Source organism: Sphingomonas sp., from assembly GCF_036731925.1.
Lineage (GTDB): Bacteria > Pseudomonadota > Alphaproteobacteria > Sphingomonadales > Sphingomonadaceae > Sphingomonas.
Map to the genome: position 1 here is coordinate 920,296 of NZ_DAINDJ010000002.1, position 17,826 is coordinate 938,121.

The 17,826-nt window shown below is 66.5% G+C and carries 13 protein-coding genes; 6 read left to right on the forward strand and 7 right to left on the reverse strand.

Annotation, left to right across the window (positions count from 1 at the left end):
• Window positions 1-27: 27 nt before the first annotated feature.
• Window positions 28-486 carry a hypothetical protein gene (locus V7E00_RS13895; RefSeq protein WP_333573228.1) on the reverse strand — a complete coding sequence of 153 codons (459 nt, stop codon included), beginning with the start codon at window positions 484-486 and terminating at the stop codon, window positions 28-30.
• Window positions 487-536: 50 nt separating this feature from the next.
• A complete protein-coding gene (locus V7E00_RS13900; protein ID WP_333573229.1) occupies window positions 537-1,700 on the reverse strand; it encodes an MBL fold metallo-hydrolase in 1,164 nt (387 codons plus the stop codon).
• A gap of 63 nt (window positions 1,701-1,763) precedes the next feature.
• Between V7E00_RS13900 and ligA the strand changes: the two genes are divergently transcribed.
• The 4 genes from ligA (at window position 1,764) to V7E00_RS13920 (ending at window position 9,431) form a co-directional block, all read left to right on the forward strand.
• Window positions 1,764-3,890 (forward strand): NAD-dependent DNA ligase LigA, encoded by a 2,127-nt coding sequence (gene ligA / locus V7E00_RS13905; protein WP_333573230.1) that lies wholly within the window; start codon window positions 1,764-1,766, stop codon window positions 3,888-3,890.
• A gap of 147 nt (window positions 3,891-4,037) precedes the next feature.
• Entirely contained in the window at window positions 4,038-7,394 is a 3,357-nt protein-coding gene (locus tag V7E00_RS13910) for a TonB-dependent receptor (RefSeq protein ID WP_333573231.1), read from the forward strand.
• A gap of 91 nt (window positions 7,395-7,485) precedes the next feature.
• Complete coding sequence (locus V7E00_RS13915; protein ID WP_333573232.1) at window positions 7,486-8,631, forward strand: sensor histidine kinase; 1,146 nt, start codon at window positions 7,486-7,488, stop codon at window positions 8,629-8,631.
• Window positions 8,628-9,431: a LytR/AlgR family response regulator transcription factor gene (locus V7E00_RS13920; RefSeq protein WP_125976632.1), complete on the forward strand. Its 804-nt coding sequence runs from the start codon at window positions 8,628-8,630 to the stop codon at window positions 9,429-9,431. Before V7E00_RS13915 ends, V7E00_RS13920 begins: the two co-directional genes overlap by 4 nt.
• A gap of 102 nt (window positions 9,432-9,533) precedes the next feature.
• Here V7E00_RS13920 and V7E00_RS13925 read toward each other — a convergent pair whose 3' ends face one another.
• The 3 genes from V7E00_RS13925 to V7E00_RS13935 all read right to left on the reverse strand — a co-directional run bounded on the left by V7E00_RS13925 (window position 9,534) and on the right by V7E00_RS13935 (window position 14,047).
• Window positions 9,534-12,080 carry a TonB-dependent receptor gene (locus V7E00_RS13925; RefSeq protein WP_333573233.1) on the reverse strand — a complete coding sequence of 849 codons (2,547 nt, stop codon included), beginning with the start codon at window positions 12,078-12,080 and terminating at the stop codon, window positions 9,534-9,536.
• A gap of 133 nt (window positions 12,081-12,213) precedes the next feature.
• The gene (locus tag V7E00_RS13930; RefSeq protein ID WP_333573234.1) at window positions 12,214-13,320 is read right to left on the reverse strand and encodes an FUSC family protein; all 1,107 of its coding nucleotides are present in this window, start codon (window positions 13,318-13,320) and stop codon (window positions 12,214-12,216) included.
• Window position 13,321: 1 nt separating this feature from the next.
• Window positions 13,322-14,047: a dienelactone hydrolase family protein gene (locus V7E00_RS13935; RefSeq protein ID WP_333573235.1), complete on the reverse strand. Its 726-nt coding sequence runs from the start codon at window positions 14,045-14,047 to the stop codon at window positions 13,322-13,324.
• Between the two features lie 76 nt (window positions 14,048-14,123).
• Between V7E00_RS13935 and gpmA the strand changes: the two genes are divergently transcribed.
• The gene (gpmA, locus tag V7E00_RS13940; protein ID WP_333573236.1) at window positions 14,124-14,810 is read left to right on the forward strand and encodes a 2,3-diphosphoglycerate-dependent phosphoglycerate mutase; all 687 of its coding nucleotides are present in this window, start codon (window positions 14,124-14,126) and stop codon (window positions 14,808-14,810) included.
• 134 nt (window positions 14,811-14,944) lie between these two features.
• On the opposite strand, the gene V7E00_RS13945 is transcribed toward gpmA, so the two are convergent.
• A complete protein-coding gene (locus tag V7E00_RS13945) occupies window positions 14,945-16,513 on the reverse strand; it encodes an amidase (protein WP_443019198.1) in 1,569 nt (522 codons plus the stop codon).
• Between the two features lie 140 nt (window positions 16,514-16,653).
• Between V7E00_RS13945 and V7E00_RS13950 the strand changes: the two genes are divergently transcribed.
• Window positions 16,654-17,535 (forward strand): AraC family transcriptional regulator, encoded by an 882-nt coding sequence (locus V7E00_RS13950; RefSeq protein WP_333573237.1) that lies wholly within the window; start codon window positions 16,654-16,656, stop codon window positions 17,533-17,535.
• Window positions 17,536-17,590: 55 nt separating this feature from the next.
• Here V7E00_RS13950 and V7E00_RS13955 read toward each other — a convergent pair whose 3' ends face one another.
• The gene (locus tag V7E00_RS13955; RefSeq protein ID WP_333573238.1) at window positions 17,591-17,728 is read right to left on the reverse strand and encodes a hypothetical protein; all 138 of its coding nucleotides are present in this window, start codon (window positions 17,726-17,728) and stop codon (window positions 17,591-17,593) included.
• Window positions 17,729-17,826 lie beyond the last annotated feature (98 nt).

Genomic DNA, 17,826 nt, shown 5'->3' on the forward strand with positions numbered 1-17,826 from the left:
GGCCGCATCTGAAAAGCGGCCTTGCGATCAGGGCGTTGGCCGATAGGCGATCCGCCACATCGCGAGTCCGATGCCGGCGGCGAGCAGCGCCACCGCAGCCGCCTGGGCGAACCGGAAGGCGATCGCGAACAGCCAGCTGCGCGTGTCGACCGGCGCAAGGCTGAACATCGCGCTACCGCCGCCCTGCGCGCCGAGGAACAGCCCCAGCCCCAGCAGCCCCGTGACCAGCGCGGCGTAGCGGCCGCGCCGAAGCCCCGCCGCGTGCAGCAGCAGCCAAATCGGGCCAGCCACTGCCGACAGGGCGATGCCCGCAAAGAGCGTGCCCACCATCCAGCCGACAAGCAGCCCCAGCGGTGCACGCTGTCCCGCTGCAATCAGCAGCATCAGGACGAGCAGGCCGCCCAGCCCGCTTCCTACCGCGATCGCCTTGCCCACGCGCTCGGCACTTGTTGGATGGTGGCGCCGTGCGCCGGTCGTTTCGTGCATCTGCCCCGTTCCCGGATTTCTTTTAGGAACCGCGGCGCAGCGTCTCAAGCTCAGCGGAAGCGGTCGAAGCGCCCTGCTGCACGGCAGGCGGCGATACCATCGTCGTTCGGCGCTCGGGGCGGTGCGCCGATTGCCGGCACGTCGAAGCTCCGGCCGATCGCATGATCGGCGAACCGGGCGGAATCGGTTCCGCCACAGCGCAGCATCGCCGCGAGCATGTCCGGCGGGGTGCGATACGCTTCCCAGGAAAGCCGGAACGTGCCCCAGTGGATCGGCAGCGCCCAGGGCCGCCCCAGCCCATCCCACACCCGGATAGCGTCGCGCGGACCGATATGCGCGTCGGCCGCCATCTGCCCTGGCTTGAAGCGGAAGGCGCCGACCGGGATCGCGGCGAACCGCACCGGACCCAGCGCCGCCGCCTCGGCCGGCCATTTGCCGTCACCCCAGCCGGTGTCGCCGGCGAAGAACAGGTTGCCGCCCGGCAGCGTCACCACGAAGCTGGACCAAAGCGCGCGGTTGCGATCGGCGAACCAGCGGCTGCTCCAATGGTGGTTGCGTGTAACGACGACGTCGATGCCGGGCCGCAGCGTCAGCCGCTGCCCCCAGTCGAGCCCGCGGGCAGGCACGCCCGCTTGCCCGATCACGCTGTCGTTGCCCAGTCCGGTGACGATCACCGGCCGGTCGCGCTGCCAGATCGTCTTGAGCGTCGCGAGATCGAGATGGTCGTAATGATTGTGGCTGACGACGATCAGGTCGATCTTCGGCAGGTCGGCCAGCCGCACGCCGGGCGCGGCAACACGCTTCGGCCCCATGCCGAACGGCCCCGCCACGTCGCTCCACACCGGATCGGTGAGGATGTTCAGCCCCTGGGTCTGGATCAGCACGCTGGCATGACCGATCCAGGTGACCCGCATCGCCTGCCCGTCCACCCGCGCCGCGGGATGGCCTTGCGCCACCGGCACGCTGGCGGGCCAGGGCGGCTGTCGAGTCGCGCTGGCGATACGGTGCGCAAGGAAGACAAAGCCAAGCGCCGGCGCCGGCGCGGTTTCGCCGTCCGGATTGGCGAAGTGCTGCCCGTCGAAATGGCCGGTCTCGACACCGCGATAATAGATGCGATCGAGGAAGGGCGGCACCAGCGTCAGGAACAGGCACAGCGCCACCACGATCCAGAGCAGGAGTCCAACAAGTGCCTTGGCCATGGTCGCAATACGCATGGCCGCGGGTGATGGCCGCAAAGCCCCTTGCGATCAACCGCCCCGATCCCCTAGCGCGGGGCCATGACGCTGCCCCGCACGCCCGACGAAGCCGCCGCCGAGCTGGAAAGGCTCGCCGCAGAAATCGCGCACCACAACCGCCGCTATCATGACGCCGACGCGCCCGAGATCAGCGACGCGGCCTTCGACGCGCTGGTCCGCCGCAATGCCGAGGTTGAAGCCGCGTTCCCGGACCTGATCCGCGCCGATTCGCCCTCCCGCCAGATCGGCGCCACACCCTCGGGCCCGCTAGCCAAGGTGGCGCATGCGCGGCAGATGTTCAGCCTCGACAACGGCTTTTCGGACGAGGACATTGCCGACTTCCTCGGCCGCGTGCGCCGCTTCCTGAAGCTGGCCGACGATGCACCGGTCGAACTCACCGCCGAGCCCAAGATCGACGGCTTGTCCTGCTCGCTGCGCTACGAAAATGGCGTGCTGGTCCAGGCGCTCACCCGCGGCGATGGCAGGATCGGCGAGGACGTAACGCCCAATGTCCGCACCATCGCCGACATTCCCCACCGCATCGAAGGCGCCCCGCCGGTCTGCGAGGTGCGCGGCGAGGTCTATATGGCCAAGGCCGATTTTGCCGCGCTCAACGCGCGGCTGCTCCTCGAAGCGGAGGAGTCGGGCAAGGAAGCGCGCCAGTTCGCCAATCCGCGCAACGCCGCCGCCGGCTCGCTGCGCCAGAAGGACGCCGCCGTCACCGCGGCGCGCCCCTTGCGCTTCCTCGCCTGGGGCTGGGGCGAGTTGAGCGAACCGCTCGCGGACAAACAGTATGAAGCGATCGACCGCGTTCGCGCCTGGGGCTTTCCGGTCTCCGACCTGTTCGTCCGCGCGCCAACGCTGGAGGACGCGCTCGCCCAGTATCGCGCGATCGAGGCCCGCCGCGCCGACCTGCCGTTCGATATCGACGGGGTGGTCTACAAGGTCGACCGGCTCGATTGGCAGGAGCGGCTCGGCTACGTCGGGCGGGCGCCGCGCTGGGGCCTGGCGCACAAATTCCCGGCGGAGCGGGCCCAGACCACCCTGCAGGCGATCGACATCCAGGTCGGCCGCACCGGCAAGCTCACGCCGGTCGCGCGGCTGGAGCCGGTGACGGTGGGCGGCGTCGTCGTCAGCAACGCGACGCTCCACAATGCCGACGAGATCGCCCGGCTGGGCGTGCGCCCGGGCGACCGCGTCGTTCTCCAGCGCGCGGGCGACGTGATCCCGCAGATCGTCGAGAACCTCACCCGCGACGAACCGCGCCCCGACTGGCATTTCCCGGCGCACTGCCCGATCTGCCAATCGGAGGCGGTCGCCGAGGAAGACGAAGTCGATGTCCGCTGCACCGGCGGGCTGATCTGCCCGGCACAGCGGCTGGAGCGGCTGAAGCATTTCGTCAGCCGCGGCGCCCTCGACATCGACGGGCTGGGCGAGAAGACGCTGATCGAGCTGCTGGACCTCGGCTGGATCACCGAACCCGCCGACATCTTCCGCCTCGCCCGGCATCGCGCCACCCTGCTCGGCCGCGAAGGCTGGCAGGAAAAGTCAGTCGACAGCCTGCTCGCCGCGATCGAGGCGAAGCGCGCGCCCGATGCCGCACGACTGCTGTTCGGCCTCGGCATCCGCCATATCGGCGCGATCACCGCCCGCGACCTGCTCAAGCGCTATGTCACCCTGCCCGCCCTGGAGGCGCTGGCCGATGAACTGATCGCCCTACGCGAGGCGACCCCGTCGCAGCTGGGCGAAAGCGAGGCCAGGCACCGCACCCGGCTCGACAAGGCGATTGCCGAGCGGATCGGGGTGGAGAATGTCGGTGCCGCCGTCGGCCATGCGCTGGCAGACTTCTTCCACGAACCGCACAACCGCACTGTCTGGGCGGATCTGCTGGCGCAGGTCTCGCCGCCACCCTTCGTCGTCGAATCGCGCGACTCGGAAGTGACGGGCAAGACACTGGTCTTCACCGGCACGCTGGAGGCCTTGAGCCGCGACGAAGCCAAGGCGCAGGCAGAGCGGCTGGGCGCGCGCGTATCCGGTTCGGTATCGGCGAAGACGGATCTGGTGATCGCCGGCCCTGGTGCGGGGTCGAAGCTGAAGAAGGCTGCAGATCTGGGAATCCGGGTGATCAGCGAGGGCGATTGGCTGGCAATCGTGCGCGCTTCCGAGTGATGCCATTTTGCAACGCACCATAGCGGAACGATGCGTACGTATTGACTGTCACAATTCCGCAATCAAAGCCGAGCAGGGGGCACCCAGACAGATGGCGCGCGAAGCGCCACGACTGGTAGCCACAGGCTCTACAAGGGAACTCTTTCGATGCGAACGCACTATCTTGCAGGCGTGGCCGCTGCCGCGCTGCTCATTCCCGTTGCCGCGCACGCGCAGGAAACCACCTCGACGATTCGCGGCACCGTGACCGCCAACGGCGCACCGGTTGCCGATGCGATCGTCGTCGCGACCAATTCCGCATCGGGAACCCGCTCTACCGCCCGCACCGACGCGAGCGGCAGCTTCAACCTTACCGGCCTGCGCACCGGCGGACCGTACACCGTCGAAGTAACGGCGCCGAACTATTCGAACGCTTCGATCACCGACATTTACACCGTTGCCGCCCAGTCATTCGATCTGCCGGTCGAACTGGTCGCTGAGGGCCAAGACATCGTCGTGACGGCGAGCACCATCCGAGGCGCTCGCTCGATTTCGCAGGGTCCTGCGACCGTTCTTTCTGCCGAGCAAATCGCCAATGTGGCCAGCCTCAACCGCGACATCCGCGACCTTTCGCGCCGCGATCCGTTCGCCCGCCTCGACGACACCCCCACGGGCGGCCGCGCGATCTCTTTCGCTGGCCAGAATGCACGCTACAACCGCTTCAGCGTCGACGGCGTGCCCATCACCGACAACTTTGGCCTCAACACCGATGGTCTGCCCAGCCGCCGCTCGCCGATTCCGTTTGATGCGATCGGCCAGTTCCAGGCGAAGATCGCGCCGTATGACGTCCGTGAAGGCAATTTCCAGGGCGGCGCCATCAACATCGTTCTGAAGTCGGGCACCAACGAGTTCCACGGCAGCGGCTTCTATGCCCGCTCAGGCGACGAGTTCGTCGGCAAAAAAACTAAGAACGTCAGCATCAATGTCCCGAACTTCCACGTCGACAACTATGGCGCCGAGCTGAGCGGCCCGATCATCAAGGACAAGCTGTTCTTCATGGTCGCTGGTGAGCGGCTGCGCGGAGGCCGTCCGATCGCGGAAGGCCCGATCGAAAACAACAGCGGCACGATCATCCCCGGCGTTACCCAGGCGCAGGTGGATCGCATCAGCGCAATTGCGAAGAGCGTCTATAACTACAACACCGGCGGCGTGCTGCGCGAGTCCGGCGATAAGGATGATCGCGTCGTCGCCCGCCTGGATGCGAACATCAGCGACAAGCAGCGCATGTCGGTGACGTACACCTATGCCAACGACGCCATCAACCTGCTTAACAACACCTTCACCAACCAGCCCTACGGGCTGGGTCTTGCGTCTAACGCCTATATTCAAGGTAATCGCCTGCATACCGGCGTGGTGCAGCTGAACTCGGATTGGTCGGACGATTTCTCGACCGAAGCGCGTGTGTTCTACAAGAACTACACTCGTATTCAGGATCCCTTGCTAGGTCGCGGGTTCGCCCAGTTCCGCGTCTGCACCAATGAGACGTCGACGCCGCTGACCGTTTCGGGCTCGTCGCTTACTGCCTGCGAAAACAACGCTGCGGTCGTTTCGTTTGGCCCCGACAATTCGCGCCAGACCAACCAGCTCAAAACGGATACGTGGGGAGGCATGCTCCAGGCGCGCCTGACAAAGAACGATCATGACCTGCGCATCTTCACCGAGTTGCAGTTCGTGAACGTCTTCAACTCGTTCCTGCAGAACAGCGCCGGCAACTATTACTTCGATTCAATCGCCGATCTGCAGAACAAGACGGCAAACCAGATGACCTATGCCAACGCGATCCCGTCGCTGGTACCGAACAACGCTGCTGCGAACTTCTCGTACCAAAGCTATACGTTCGGCGTGATGGACTCGTGGCGCGTAACTCCGACGCTGAACATCAGCTACGGCATGCGCTACGACCTCTACGGAATGCATGATCTGCCGGCACGGAGCGCCGCCTACACCGCGCGCTATGGAGCCGGGGCGGTCGTCAACGGGCAGCTCCAGACGATCGGTGCCAACAACGCCAATATCTCTGGTCTAGGCCTGTTCCAGCCGCGCGTCGGCTTCGACTGGAAGCCGCTTCCGCGCGTCAGCATCCGCGGCGGCGGCGGCATCTTCGGCGGCGGCACTCCCGACGTCTACGTGTCGAACAGCTTCTCGAACACTGGCGTGCTCACCAACTCTGTGCAGATCAACCGCACCGCCACCGGCTTTTCGGGCGCCACCACCAACGCCGCGATCGGCAACGCAGCGCTCTCCGGCGTGACCGGCACGTCGATCCCGGGTGAGGTCAACACGCTCCTGACCAATGCCACGGTTGCCACCAACGCCACCGTCAACGCGCTTGCGCCCAACTTCAAGGTGCCGTCGCAGTGGCGCGCTACGCTCAGCGGCGAATACACGGTGAGCGGCTGGACCTTCGGCGCCGACTTCCTGTACTCGAAGGTCCGCGATCAGGTGTACTTCACCGACATCCGCTCGCAGCCGATCGTCGGCTCGCTGACGCCCGACGGTCGCCAGCGCTATCAGAACATCATCGATGGCGCCGCCAGCACCAACACCAACAGCGACATCCTGCTGACCAACACCAGCAAGGGCCGCGCACTGATCGGTGTCGCTCGCGTCGACAAGACCTGGGACTTCGGCCTCAACATCAACGGCAGCTTCACCTACCAGGACGTGAAGGATCAGTCGCCGGCGACCTCGTCGACCGCTGGTTCCAATTACAGCAACGGCGCGTTTGTTGATCCGAACAACGTCGCCTATGGCATCTCGAACGATCAGGTGAAGTACTTCTTCAAGTACAGCCTGAACTATGAGCACGCTTTCTTCGGTGACTACAAGACCACCTTCGCGCTGTTCGGCGAGTCGCGCATCGGTCACCCGTACAGCTACACCTTCCAGGATTTCGGCAGCGGCCGTTCCTCGGTGTTTGGCACCACCGGTGTCAGCTCGGGCACCGGCACTGGTGGCAACCGCTATCTGATGTACGTGCCGACGGTGAACGATCCGCTCGTCTCGTACAGCACCCCTGCGGTTCGCGATGCGGTGAACGCGTTCATCGACGCTTCGGGTCTTGGCAAATATCGTGGCCAGATCGCGCCGCGCAACGCGTTCCACTCGAAGTGGTTCACCCGCATCGATCTGCACGTGTCGCAGGAACTGCCGACCGGTCTGGGCAAGTCGCGTGTCACCATTTTCGGCGACATCGAGAACTTCACCAATTTCCTGAACAAGAAGTGGGGCCAGACCCGCGAGTACGTGTTCCCGTACAACGTGCCGACGGTTCGGGTTCAGTGCCTGACCACCAAGGGCAACGCCGATGGCGCAGGAACGGTAGCGACCAGCGCAGCGCAGCCCTGCGCACAGTATCGCTACTCGCCGGTGGGGGGCACCGCCAACTTCACCGCCCCGAGTGATCAGATCTACGCGAACCAGTCGCTCTACTCGATCCGTGTCGGCGCCCGCTTCACCTTCTAAGCGGTACCGACCATCACCTCTGGAATGCCGGGCGCCCAGCGCGCCCGGCATTTTTTTTGCCCCCTCGCCGCCGCGATGGTACAGGCGCAGCGTGGCAAAGACTTCGCTTCCGCAGACCGGCACCAGCACCAGGACGTTGGGCCTTCCCAAGCCCGACCTGTTTTCGCGTCCCTTTTTCGAAGACAAGGGCCGTGCCTTCTGGATTCTCCAGGCGACCGGCTGGAGCGGCTATCTGCTGCTGCGCTCGGTCTCGTCGATCTCGAACGGCTTCTCGGTAGAGGGGCTGATCAAGGCGATCATCGAGGCGATCGTCGGCTATTGCCTCACGCTGCTGCTGTCCGCGCTCTACGGCTTCTACCGCCGGCTGCCGCGCATCCCGGCGGTGCTGCTCACCCTCGCGACGCTCGGTGCGGCGACGCTGATCTATGCCGTACTGGAAGCCTTCACCTACTCGTTCACGGCCGCCGAGCCCGGCATTACCGTAGCGCGCGTGATCGGCTACAGCTTCCTCACCTTCACGGTGCTGGCGGGCTGGTCGGCACTCTATTTCGGGATCAACTTCTACCTGATCGTCGAGCAGCAGATCGATCAGATGCAGATCCTGGAGAACCAGGCATCGAGCGCCCAGCTGGCGATGCTGCGCTACCAGCTGAACCCGCATTTCCTGTTCAACACGCTCAACTCGATCTCGACGCTGGTGCTGCTCAAGCAGACGGAGCGCGCGAACATCATGCTGTCGCGCCTTTCCTCCTTCCTGCGCTACACGCTGGCCAATGAGCCGACCGCGCACGTGACGCTGGCGCAGGAGATCGAGACGCTGAAGCTCTATCTCGAGATCGAGAAGATGCGCTTCGATGAGCGGCTGCGGATGCATTTCGACCTCGACCCGCGTGTCGCCAAGGGCCGGCTGCCGTCGCTGCTGCTTCAGCCGCTGGTCGAAAACGCAATCAAATATGCCGTCAGCACGCAGGAGAACGGCGCCGACATCATCGTTTCGGCTCGACTCACCGGAGACAGGGTGCAGATCGCCGTGTCCGATACGGGTCCGGGATTGATCGAAGCGCGTCCTAGGCCGACGCTTTCCACTGGCGTGGGGCTCGCCAATATCAGGGAACGGCTGGTGCAGGCTTTCGGGCCTGACCATCGTTTCGAGACGCGAACGAAACCTGGGGAAGGTTTCAGCGTTGAGATCGAAATACCGTTCCAGCTTGAGGAACCGAACCGAGAGGCCGCATGACCATCCGTACCATCCTCGTTGACGACGAATCCCTGGCGATTCAGGGGCTCGAGCTCCGGCTGCAGGAGCATGAGGATGTCGAAATCATCGACAAATGCTCCAATGGCCGCGAAGCCATCCGATCGATCAAGACGCACAAGCCCGACCTCGTCTTCCTGGACATCCAGATGCCCGGGTTCGACGGGTTCTCGGTCATCCAGGGCCTGATGGAAGTCGAGCCGCCGCTGTTCGTCTTCGTCACTGCCTACTCCGACCACGCCATCCGCGCCTTCGAGGCCCAGGCGGTGGATTACCTGATGAAGCCGGTCGAGCCGTCGCGGCTCGCCGACACGCTGGACCGCGTCCGCCAGCGCCTCACCGAGAAGCGCGGCGTGGAGGAAGTGGAGAAGCTGAAGGAAGTGCTGGCCGAAGTCGCGCCGGATGCGGTGGACGACATCGCCACCGGCGACGGCACCGAGCCGGCGTCGAGCCGCTTCGAGAAGCTGATCAACATCAAGGATCGCGGCCAGATCTTCCGCGTCGATGTCGACACGATTGAGCGGATCGACGCGGCCGGCGATTACATGTGCATCTATACCGGCGACAACACGCTGATCCTGCGCGAGACGATGAAGGATCTGGAGAAGCGGCTCGATCCGCGCCGCTTCCAGCGCGTGCACCGCTCGACGATCGTCAACCTCGACCTGGTCCGCCAGGTGAAGCCGCACACCAATGGCGAATGTTTCCTGGTGCTCAATTCGGGCGCGCAGGTGAAGGTGTCGCGCTCCTATCGGGACGTGGTGGCGCGCTTCGTTCACTAAGGTCCATCCAACCGCGCACAAAAAAGGCCTCGTCCCGCAGGACGAGGCCTTTTTCTTGTCGGGCGCCCCGCTCCCGGCCGGGAGCGGGATACCAGGCTCCGATCAGAACCCGGCCGAGAAGGTGAGGAACCACTGACGCGGCGCGATCGGATAGACCGAATAGCTGTTGGTCGCCGACCCCACCGAGATGGTGGACCAGCCGCCGACGTCCGCCAGGTTGGTGACGTTGAGGCTCAGTTCCGCCTTCTTCAGTCGGACCATCTCCGCCGGCAGCTTGGCGGCGAGGCGCAGCGAGGTGAGGAAGTAGGACTTCACGCTGGTGTCGTTGGCATAGGTCGCATAGCGGCGGCCCACATAGTCGCCGGTCACCTGCACCTCGAACGCGCCGAGCGCCAACGTCGCGACCGACTTGTTCATCCATTTCGGCGAACCCGGCACCTGCTTGCCGCAGGTCGGCACGACTTGGATCGGCGTTCCATCCGCCGCCTTTCCGCTGCCGACTACGCCGCCGCCAAGGCAGCCCGGCACCGCCGCGCCGATGCCGATCGCCGTGGAGCTATAGTCGCTCTGATAGGTCGAGCTGTTGTACGAGGTGGCGTTGTACAGCGACAGCGCCCGGCCGAAGTGCAGCGTGAAGGCGGCGTCGACGCCGTCGGTGTGGACGCTGCCCACATTCACCAGGATCGAGGTGCCGCCGGTGATCGCGCCGCCGGCGATGCCGCCCGGGTTGGTGCTGATCGCGAGCAGGCGGTTGCTGAAGGTGACGTGGTAATAGTTCACCTGCGCGTCGAGCCCGCTCAGGATCCCGTCGAAGCTGCGGTGCGTGCGCGCGCCGGCTTCGTAGGTCCAGCTGGTCTCGGGCTTGCCCTGTTGCGCGAAGGCGTCGAACGCCGACTGGCTGCCGGTGAACCAGGGCGAAAGCGAGCCGCCGCCCAGATACGCCATATACTGGTGCAGGTTTTTCTGGACGTTGAAGTAGAGCTGCTCGTGCCCGTTCAGGTCGTAGGTCGCGCCGATGGAGGGCAGGAACCAGTTCCTGGTATTGATGCGGCCGCTCGGCAGGTTGCCGGTCAGGCCTGAGAGCGAGCCAAGCTTCGGCTGGACGACGAAATAGCCGTTCGCCCATTGCGCGCTGGTCTTCACACCGGCTTCGACGCGCAGCTTCTCGGTGACCTTCCAGGCGTCCTGCAGGTGGAGCTGGAGCACGTTGACGCGCGCCTCGCCCTGATACTGGGTGAACAGCGGGTTGGACGGCCGGATATACGGCGTGCTGGCACCGGGGTTGTTGATGTCGAAGCCATACCAGCGGCGCCACTGGGTCGCGCTGTTATGCTCGAACCAGGCGCCAAGCTGGACGTGGTGGGCGCCGAAATCCAGGTCGAGGTTGGAAATGCCGCCGGTGCGATCGATACGATATTCGGTGGTGCGGGTCACCAGGCCCGAGCCGCCGGTTGCGGCGACGAGTGCCGCCGAGGCATTGTTGTTCGAGCTAAAGCCCTTGCCAGGCACATAGGCGGGATCGAGATAGGCCTGGATGACCGTGATCGACTGGCCGAGCGGCCCCGCCACGACGCCGACGCCGTCGTTATGGTGGAAATAGCCGGTGTTGGACCAGGTCACGCGATCGCCCAGCTTGGCATCGTAGCGGGCATAGGTCAGGTAGTCGGTGCGCTGCGCATCCGAATAATAGTTGCGATAGTTGCCGCCCTGCGCCTTCGGGGTATTGCCGAACGCGTCCATATAGCCGCGCATGCCCGCCAGGTCCGAATAGTAGAAGGGGCGGGTGCGCGGGGTGTAGAGCTGTGCTGCCGTCGCCGGCGCACCGCCCACCGATGGCTTGAAGAAGGTGGTCGCGTCCTCGTTCGGCTCCTTCTTGTCCGAATAGTCGAAGAACAGCGTCAGCTTGCCCTCGGCGCCGTCATGGACGAACTTGGCGTTGGCCTGCCAGCCGCCCTGGATGCCGTTGAAGTCCCAGGCCCGCGCGCGCTGGCGGACGCCGGAGACATAGGCGCTGTTCTCTTCGTTCGGGCCGAAGGCGCCGCTGTCGAGCCGCAGATAGGTGCGCGAGGTGCCGTAGCTGCCCACCGTCTGGTTGAACGTGCCGCCCAGCGTCTTCGCCGGATCGGCCGAAAAGGTTTCGATCGTGCCGCCGAGGTTGCTGGTGGAGGCGGTGCCGAGATCGCCGGCGCCCGTCGTCACCACGACGCGGCCGACATTCTCCGAGATCACGGCGCGCTGCGGCGACAGGCCGTTATAGTTCCCGTAGCTCTGGTCCCCCAGCGGAATCCCGTCCATCGTGTAGCCGAGCTGCTGGAAGTTGAAGCCGTGGATGAAGATCTGCGCGTTCTGCTCGTTGTTCCCCCACGGATCGGCAGTGACGTAAAGGACGCCGGGCAGCGTCTGGATCGCCTTGAGCGGCGAGACGCCCGGCAGGATCTTCTGGATCTCTTCCGAGGAAAGCGCGGTGGCCGACCGGGTCGTCTTCGCGGTGACCACGATGTTGCCGGCGGTGTCGGTGTCGGCATCGCTGCCGGTCTCCGGATCGGCGACGACCTTGCTGGCCTGCTGCGCCTGCGCCGGTAGCGCCGCGGCAGCAGTGAGGAACGCGGCGACGGAAACCGTCGCGCGGAGTGCGTGGTGGAACTTCATGACGGACCCCCCAGGTCTGATGGCATGTTGCGGATGTGATCGCGCCGCTAGGGGGCCCGTGTTTCAGTTCGGCGGCGTTTCGATAAAACTCCCGTGACGTTGCCCATTTGCTTCGGTGCCCCCCGGCACCCGTTCAGACGCCGCCGGGTTCGTCCAGACCGCGCTTCGACCTGGCGGTGCCGCCCTCCCCGCGCGGCGCCAGCCCGTGGCCGAGCAGCAGCACCGGCTCCAGGATCGCCATGCCGATCAGCACGGCGATCAGCCGCTCGATTCCCGGCAGCACGTCGCCGTCCGCATAGCTGTCCGGCACCAGCATCACGAGCACGGCGAGCGTGAACTGGGTGCCGACATAACGATAGCGGTGCGGCCCGTTCTCGATCATCCGCCCGCTCGCAACCCCGATCCCGGTGCCGGCGAGGAGGATCGCGGCATGGCCCTGCGCCAGGAACAGGCATGCCGCCGCCAGCGCGGCACCGGCAAGGCAGCCGACGAAGCGCTGCGCCAGCCGGACGCTCACCGGCACGAGCCCGCCGGCGCCCAGCCCCTGGACCGGCACCAGCATCACCGCCATCACTCCGACTGCGCTCTGCGCCAGCGCCGGAAGCGCCAGCGCATGGGCAATGCCGATCAGCAGCGCCAGGGCCACGCCCGCCTGCGCGGCATGGCGAAAGGCGGCCGGGTGCCAGAGCGCCACGGGCGGTGCCGGCGTGGCGGGCGCCGGCCAGCGCCGACGAACCGTAAGCGTCGAGACGATGCTGACCGCCATGCACGAGAGCGTGCCCGCCACCGTCTCCAGCACGCGGGTGAGGACGAACTGGTCGAGCGCGGTGGCCGGCGTCTCGATCTTGTCGAGGAGCACCATCGCGAAGGTGAGGCCGAAGAACAGCCAGGCATAGGCGCGGCGGGCGGTGAGTGCGCGGTACAGGCTCAGCGTGCCCACCGCCATCATCGCGCTGGCAGCGCCGATCCAGCTGGCCGCCACCAGCGGCGCCAGCCCCAGCGCGAGCAGCCCGCCCGCCACCGTGCCGACGATCCGCAACAGCCCGCGCAGCACCGTTTCGCTGGCATGGCCGCGCATCACCATATAGCCGGCGAACGCCGCCCAGGCGACGTTGCTGCCGCCGATCGCATGCGCCGCCAGGATCGCCAGCAGCACCGAGACCACGCACTCGCCCGCATCGACGGTGCGCGGCGTGATCCGGGCCAGCACGGCGTTCCAGGCGGTCCGCGCGGCCCTCATCTCATTCGAACAGCTCGGCGAGGAAGTTGGTCATCGCCTGCCAGCTGCGGCGATCGGCCTTGGGCTCGAACGCGACCCTGGAATTGTCGCCGCCCTTGCGGCTCACATCGGTGAAGGCATGGCCGGCATGGCCATAGGCATGGAGCTGCCAGTCGGCGCCGGCCTCGGTCAGCTCCTGCGCCAGCGCGACCGTGGCCTCGGGCGGCGCGATCGGGTCTTCCCAGCCGTGGCAGACCAGCAGTCTGGCGGTGATCGGCGACACGATGGCATCATCGGGCCGGTCATAGACGCCGTGGAACGACACGCCGCCCAGGATCGGCAGCCCGGCGCGCGCCATGTCGAGCACGCACTTGCCGCCGAAGCAGAAGCCGATCGCCGCCATGCGGGTGCGGTCGGCCTGTGCGAGGCCGGCCAGCGCCGCCAGCGACGCCTCAAGCCGCGCGCGCAGCAGCCCACGATCGGCGTTGAGCTCGGCCATGTAGCGGCCCATGTCCGGGTCGGTCAGCGTCGTGCGCTTGCCCTGGCCATAGACGTCCGCGACGAGCGCGACATAGCCGAGCCCGGCGAGCGCGTCGGCCTTCTGGTTGTCCTCTTCCTTCTGGCCCAGAATGTTGGGCAGCACCAGCACCGCCGGGCGGTGCCCTTCAGCCGCGGCGTCCCACGCCGCCACGCCCTCGAACGGGCCGCCCGGACCTTCATAGACCAGCGTCTGCCGAACCAATGCCATGCTTGTCGTCTCCTGCGCTTGTCCCCGCCGCCCCTTCCGCTAAGGACGGCGACGCGCAGTTACAAGGAGCTTGCCCATGCCCACCCTCGTCCTGATCCGCCACGGCCAGTCGGCCTGGAACCTGGAAAACCGCTTCACCGGCTGGTGGGACGTCGACCTGACCGAGCAGGGTGTGCGCGAGGCGACCGCCGCCGGCACGCTGATGAAGGGAAAGGGGCTGGACTTCGACCAGTGCTTCACCAGCTTCCAGAGCCGCGCGATCAAGACGCTGCACCTCGCGCTGGAGGCGATGGATCGCCTGTGGCTGCCGGAAGAGAAAGACTGGCGCCTCAACGAGCGCCATTATGGCGGCCTGACCGGGCTCGACAAGGCGGAGACCGCCGCCAAGCATGGCGACGCGCAGGTGAAGATCTGGCGCCGCAGCTTCGACGTGCCGCCGCCGCTGCCGGAGGAAGGCTCGCCCTGGGATCTGACGCAGGATCCGCGCTATGCCGGCATCCCCATCCCGCAGACCGAGAGCCTGAAGGACACGATCGCCCGCGTGCTGCCCTATTGGGAGCAGCGGATCGCGCCCGAGCTGAAGGCCGGCAAGCGCGTGCTGATCGCCGCCCATGGCAATTCGCTCCGCGCGCTGGTCAAGCATCTGTCGGGCATTCCCGATGACGAAATCGTCAGCCTGGAAATCCCGACCGGCCAGCCGATCGTGTACGAGCTCGACGCGGATCTGAAGGAAGTCGAGCGCTATTATCTCAGCGAGCGGTGATGTTCTGCCTTTAAGCCCCTCCTCCTGGGAGGAGGGGTTTGGGGGTGGAGGGATTCCAGAACAGACGTTGGTCTCGGTGAGACCCTGCCCCACCCCAACCCCTCCCCTGAAGGGGAGGGGCTAAGCGTCATAGCTCACCCCCCGCGCGGCCCAAGATCCGCCGGAATGGTCGCGCGGTACTGCGGCGCCACGCGCGCCTTGCTCGCCTGCTCGTACGCATAGCCCGCACGCAGCAGCAGCCCGTCCGCATAGGCCGTGCCGATGAACGACAGCCCGGCCGGCAGCCCGTTCACGAGACCCATCGGCACGGTGAGATGCGGATAGCCCGACACCGCCGGCAACTCGCTCGCCGAGGGGCCGACGAACTGGTCGCCATGCGCGGGATCGCTCAGCCAGGGCGTGCCGTAGGTTGGCGTCACCAGCACCTCCGCCCCCGCGGCCTTCAGCATCACGTCGATCCCCTCGGGCCCGGCCAGCCGCTGCGACGTCGCGCGCGCGGCCTTGTACTCGGGATCGTCGAGGCCCTTGGTCGCCTCGGCCTTCACGAAGGTCTCCTGGCCGAAGAACGCCATCTCCTCGCCCGCATGCGCCTTGTTGAAGGCGATCACGTCGGCCAGCGTCCGCACCTTCACCGCCCCCGGTGCGGTTGCGAGATACGCAGCGAGATCGGCCTTAAGTTCGGTGTAGAGCACCAGCCCCTCGGCCTCGCCCAACCCGTCGAGCTTGGGCATCTTCACCTCGACCAGCGTTGCCCCCGCCGCGCGCAGCTCGTCGAGCGCCTTGTCGAACCGAGCCGCCAGATCGTCGGCCATGTCCGGACGCCAATAGCCGATCCGCATGCCATTCAGTGCGCCGGCCGAGAGGCCCTGCGCATAATCCTTGCGATGCGCATTCGCGCCCCTCGTCGCCGGATCGGCGGGATCCTCGCCGACCATCGCCGAGAAGAGCAGCGCGACATCCGCCACGCTGCGCCCCATCGGGCCCGGCGTATCCTGGCTGTGGCTGATCGGCACGACGTGCGTGCGGCTCACCAGCCCCAGCGTCGGCTTCAACCCCACCAGCCCGTTCATGGCGGACGGGCACACGACCGAACCATCGGTCTCCGTGCCCACCGCGACGGCGGCAAAGCTCGCCGCTGCCGCCGCGCCCGATCCGCTCGACGAGCCGCAGGCGGTGCGGTCGAGCGCATAGGGATTGCGCACCAGCCCGCCGATCGCGCTCCACCCGCTCATCGAGTGGTCCGATCGGATGTTCGCCCATTCGCTGAGGTTCGTTTTGCCAAGGATCACCGCGCCGCCCGCGCGCAGCTGCGCCACCAACGGCGCGTCGCGGCCGGTGCGGTTATCCTTGAGCGCGAGGCTGCCGGCCGTGGTCGGCAGTTCCTTCGTCTCGATATTGTCCTTGATCAGCACGGGCACCCCGTCCAGCGGCCCCAGCGGCTTGCCCGCCTTGCGCCGCGCATCGCTGGCGCGCGCCTGGGCGAGCGCATCGGGGCTCACCGCGATCACCGAGCGCAGCGTGGGCCCCTTGCGGTCCACCGCCGCGATGCGGGCGAGATAGGCAGCGGTCACCGCGGCGCTGCTCGTCTTGCCCGAAGCGAGGTCGGCGGCGATCTTCGTTGCCGGCACTTCCGCCACTTGCACCTGCGCGATCGCCGGGCCTGCCGCCGCCAGCGCCAGCATCGCCATACCCCAAGTCCGCATCGTCGCCCCCTTTTGCGTGGTTCATCGCCAGCCTACCCTGCCGCAGCCGACGCGCAATCCTGCTCCGATTGACGTACGGCAAGATCGGTCGGGCAGGCTGCCCCCCCGCCGCATAGGAAGGCGTCGCCACGGAGGAAAAGATGCAGACGCCGCTCGCCCGCTACCATGCCCGGATGCAGCGTGTGCTCGACCATGTCGACACGCATGCCGAGGACGATCTGAACCTGGAGACGCTGGCGGGCGTCGCGGCGTTTTCGAAGCACCATTTCCACCGCCAGTTCAGCGCGCTGTTCGGCCTGTCGGTGCATCGCTATGTCCAGCTCGTGCGGATGAAGCGGGCGTCGTATCGCCTTGCCTACCGGCCGGGCGAGCCGATCACCGGCATCGCGCTCGACGCCGGCTATGAAGCGCCCGAAGCATTTGCCCGGGCCTTCCGCCAGCGTTTCGGCCAGGCGCCCTCGCAGTTTCGCGCGGCGCCGGACTGGCAGCCCTGGCACGCGGCCCTCGCGCCGCTCACCCAAGCCCGGATCCAGACGATGCAGAGCCGATTCGCTTGTGCCGACGTGACCATTCTCGATTTCCCCGCCACGCCGGTGGCGTTCCTCACGCACCGCGGCGACCCCGCCCATCTCGGCGATACGATTCGCCGCTTCATCGCCTGGCGCAAGGCAAGCGGCCATCGCCCGCCGGCAAGTGCCACCTACACCATCTTCCACACCGATCCGCGCGCGACGCCATTGGAGAACTATCGCCTCGACCTGTGCGCCGGCGTGGCGCACCCGGCGGCGGAGCCGCGCCACGGCATCGAACCGGGCCTGATCCCCGCCGGCCGCTGCGCGATGCTGCGGGTGGAGGGGCAGGCCGACGATCTCGAGCCCGCCGCCCTGTTCCTCTACCGCGAATGGCTGCCGGAAAGCGGCGAGGAACCGGGCGACTTCCCGCTCTTCGCGCGCCGGGTCGCCTTCTTCCCCGACGTGCCCGAGCATGAATCGGTCACCGAACTCTATCTGCCGCTTCGATAGCCCCCATGGTGCAGCTTGCACCGCCACGGCCACCATCGGTTGTGGCGGCGGTGATTCATCCCCCAAAATTTATTTGCAGTTCCATGTTCGTTCCCTTGCCTTTTCCGGAGGCGAGGAAGGTCCGTGCGTCGCGCGCTTTTTGCGTCGCCTTGCCCGCCACGAGCCGAGTCATTCGGGCGATGAACCGTTGCATTCCAGCTGCATTTCGGCTCTTGTGCCTGAACTCGGATTGGCACAATCTGTAGTGGTCGCACCAAGGGGCAAACCCAAGCACTGGTAACCCATCGCCCG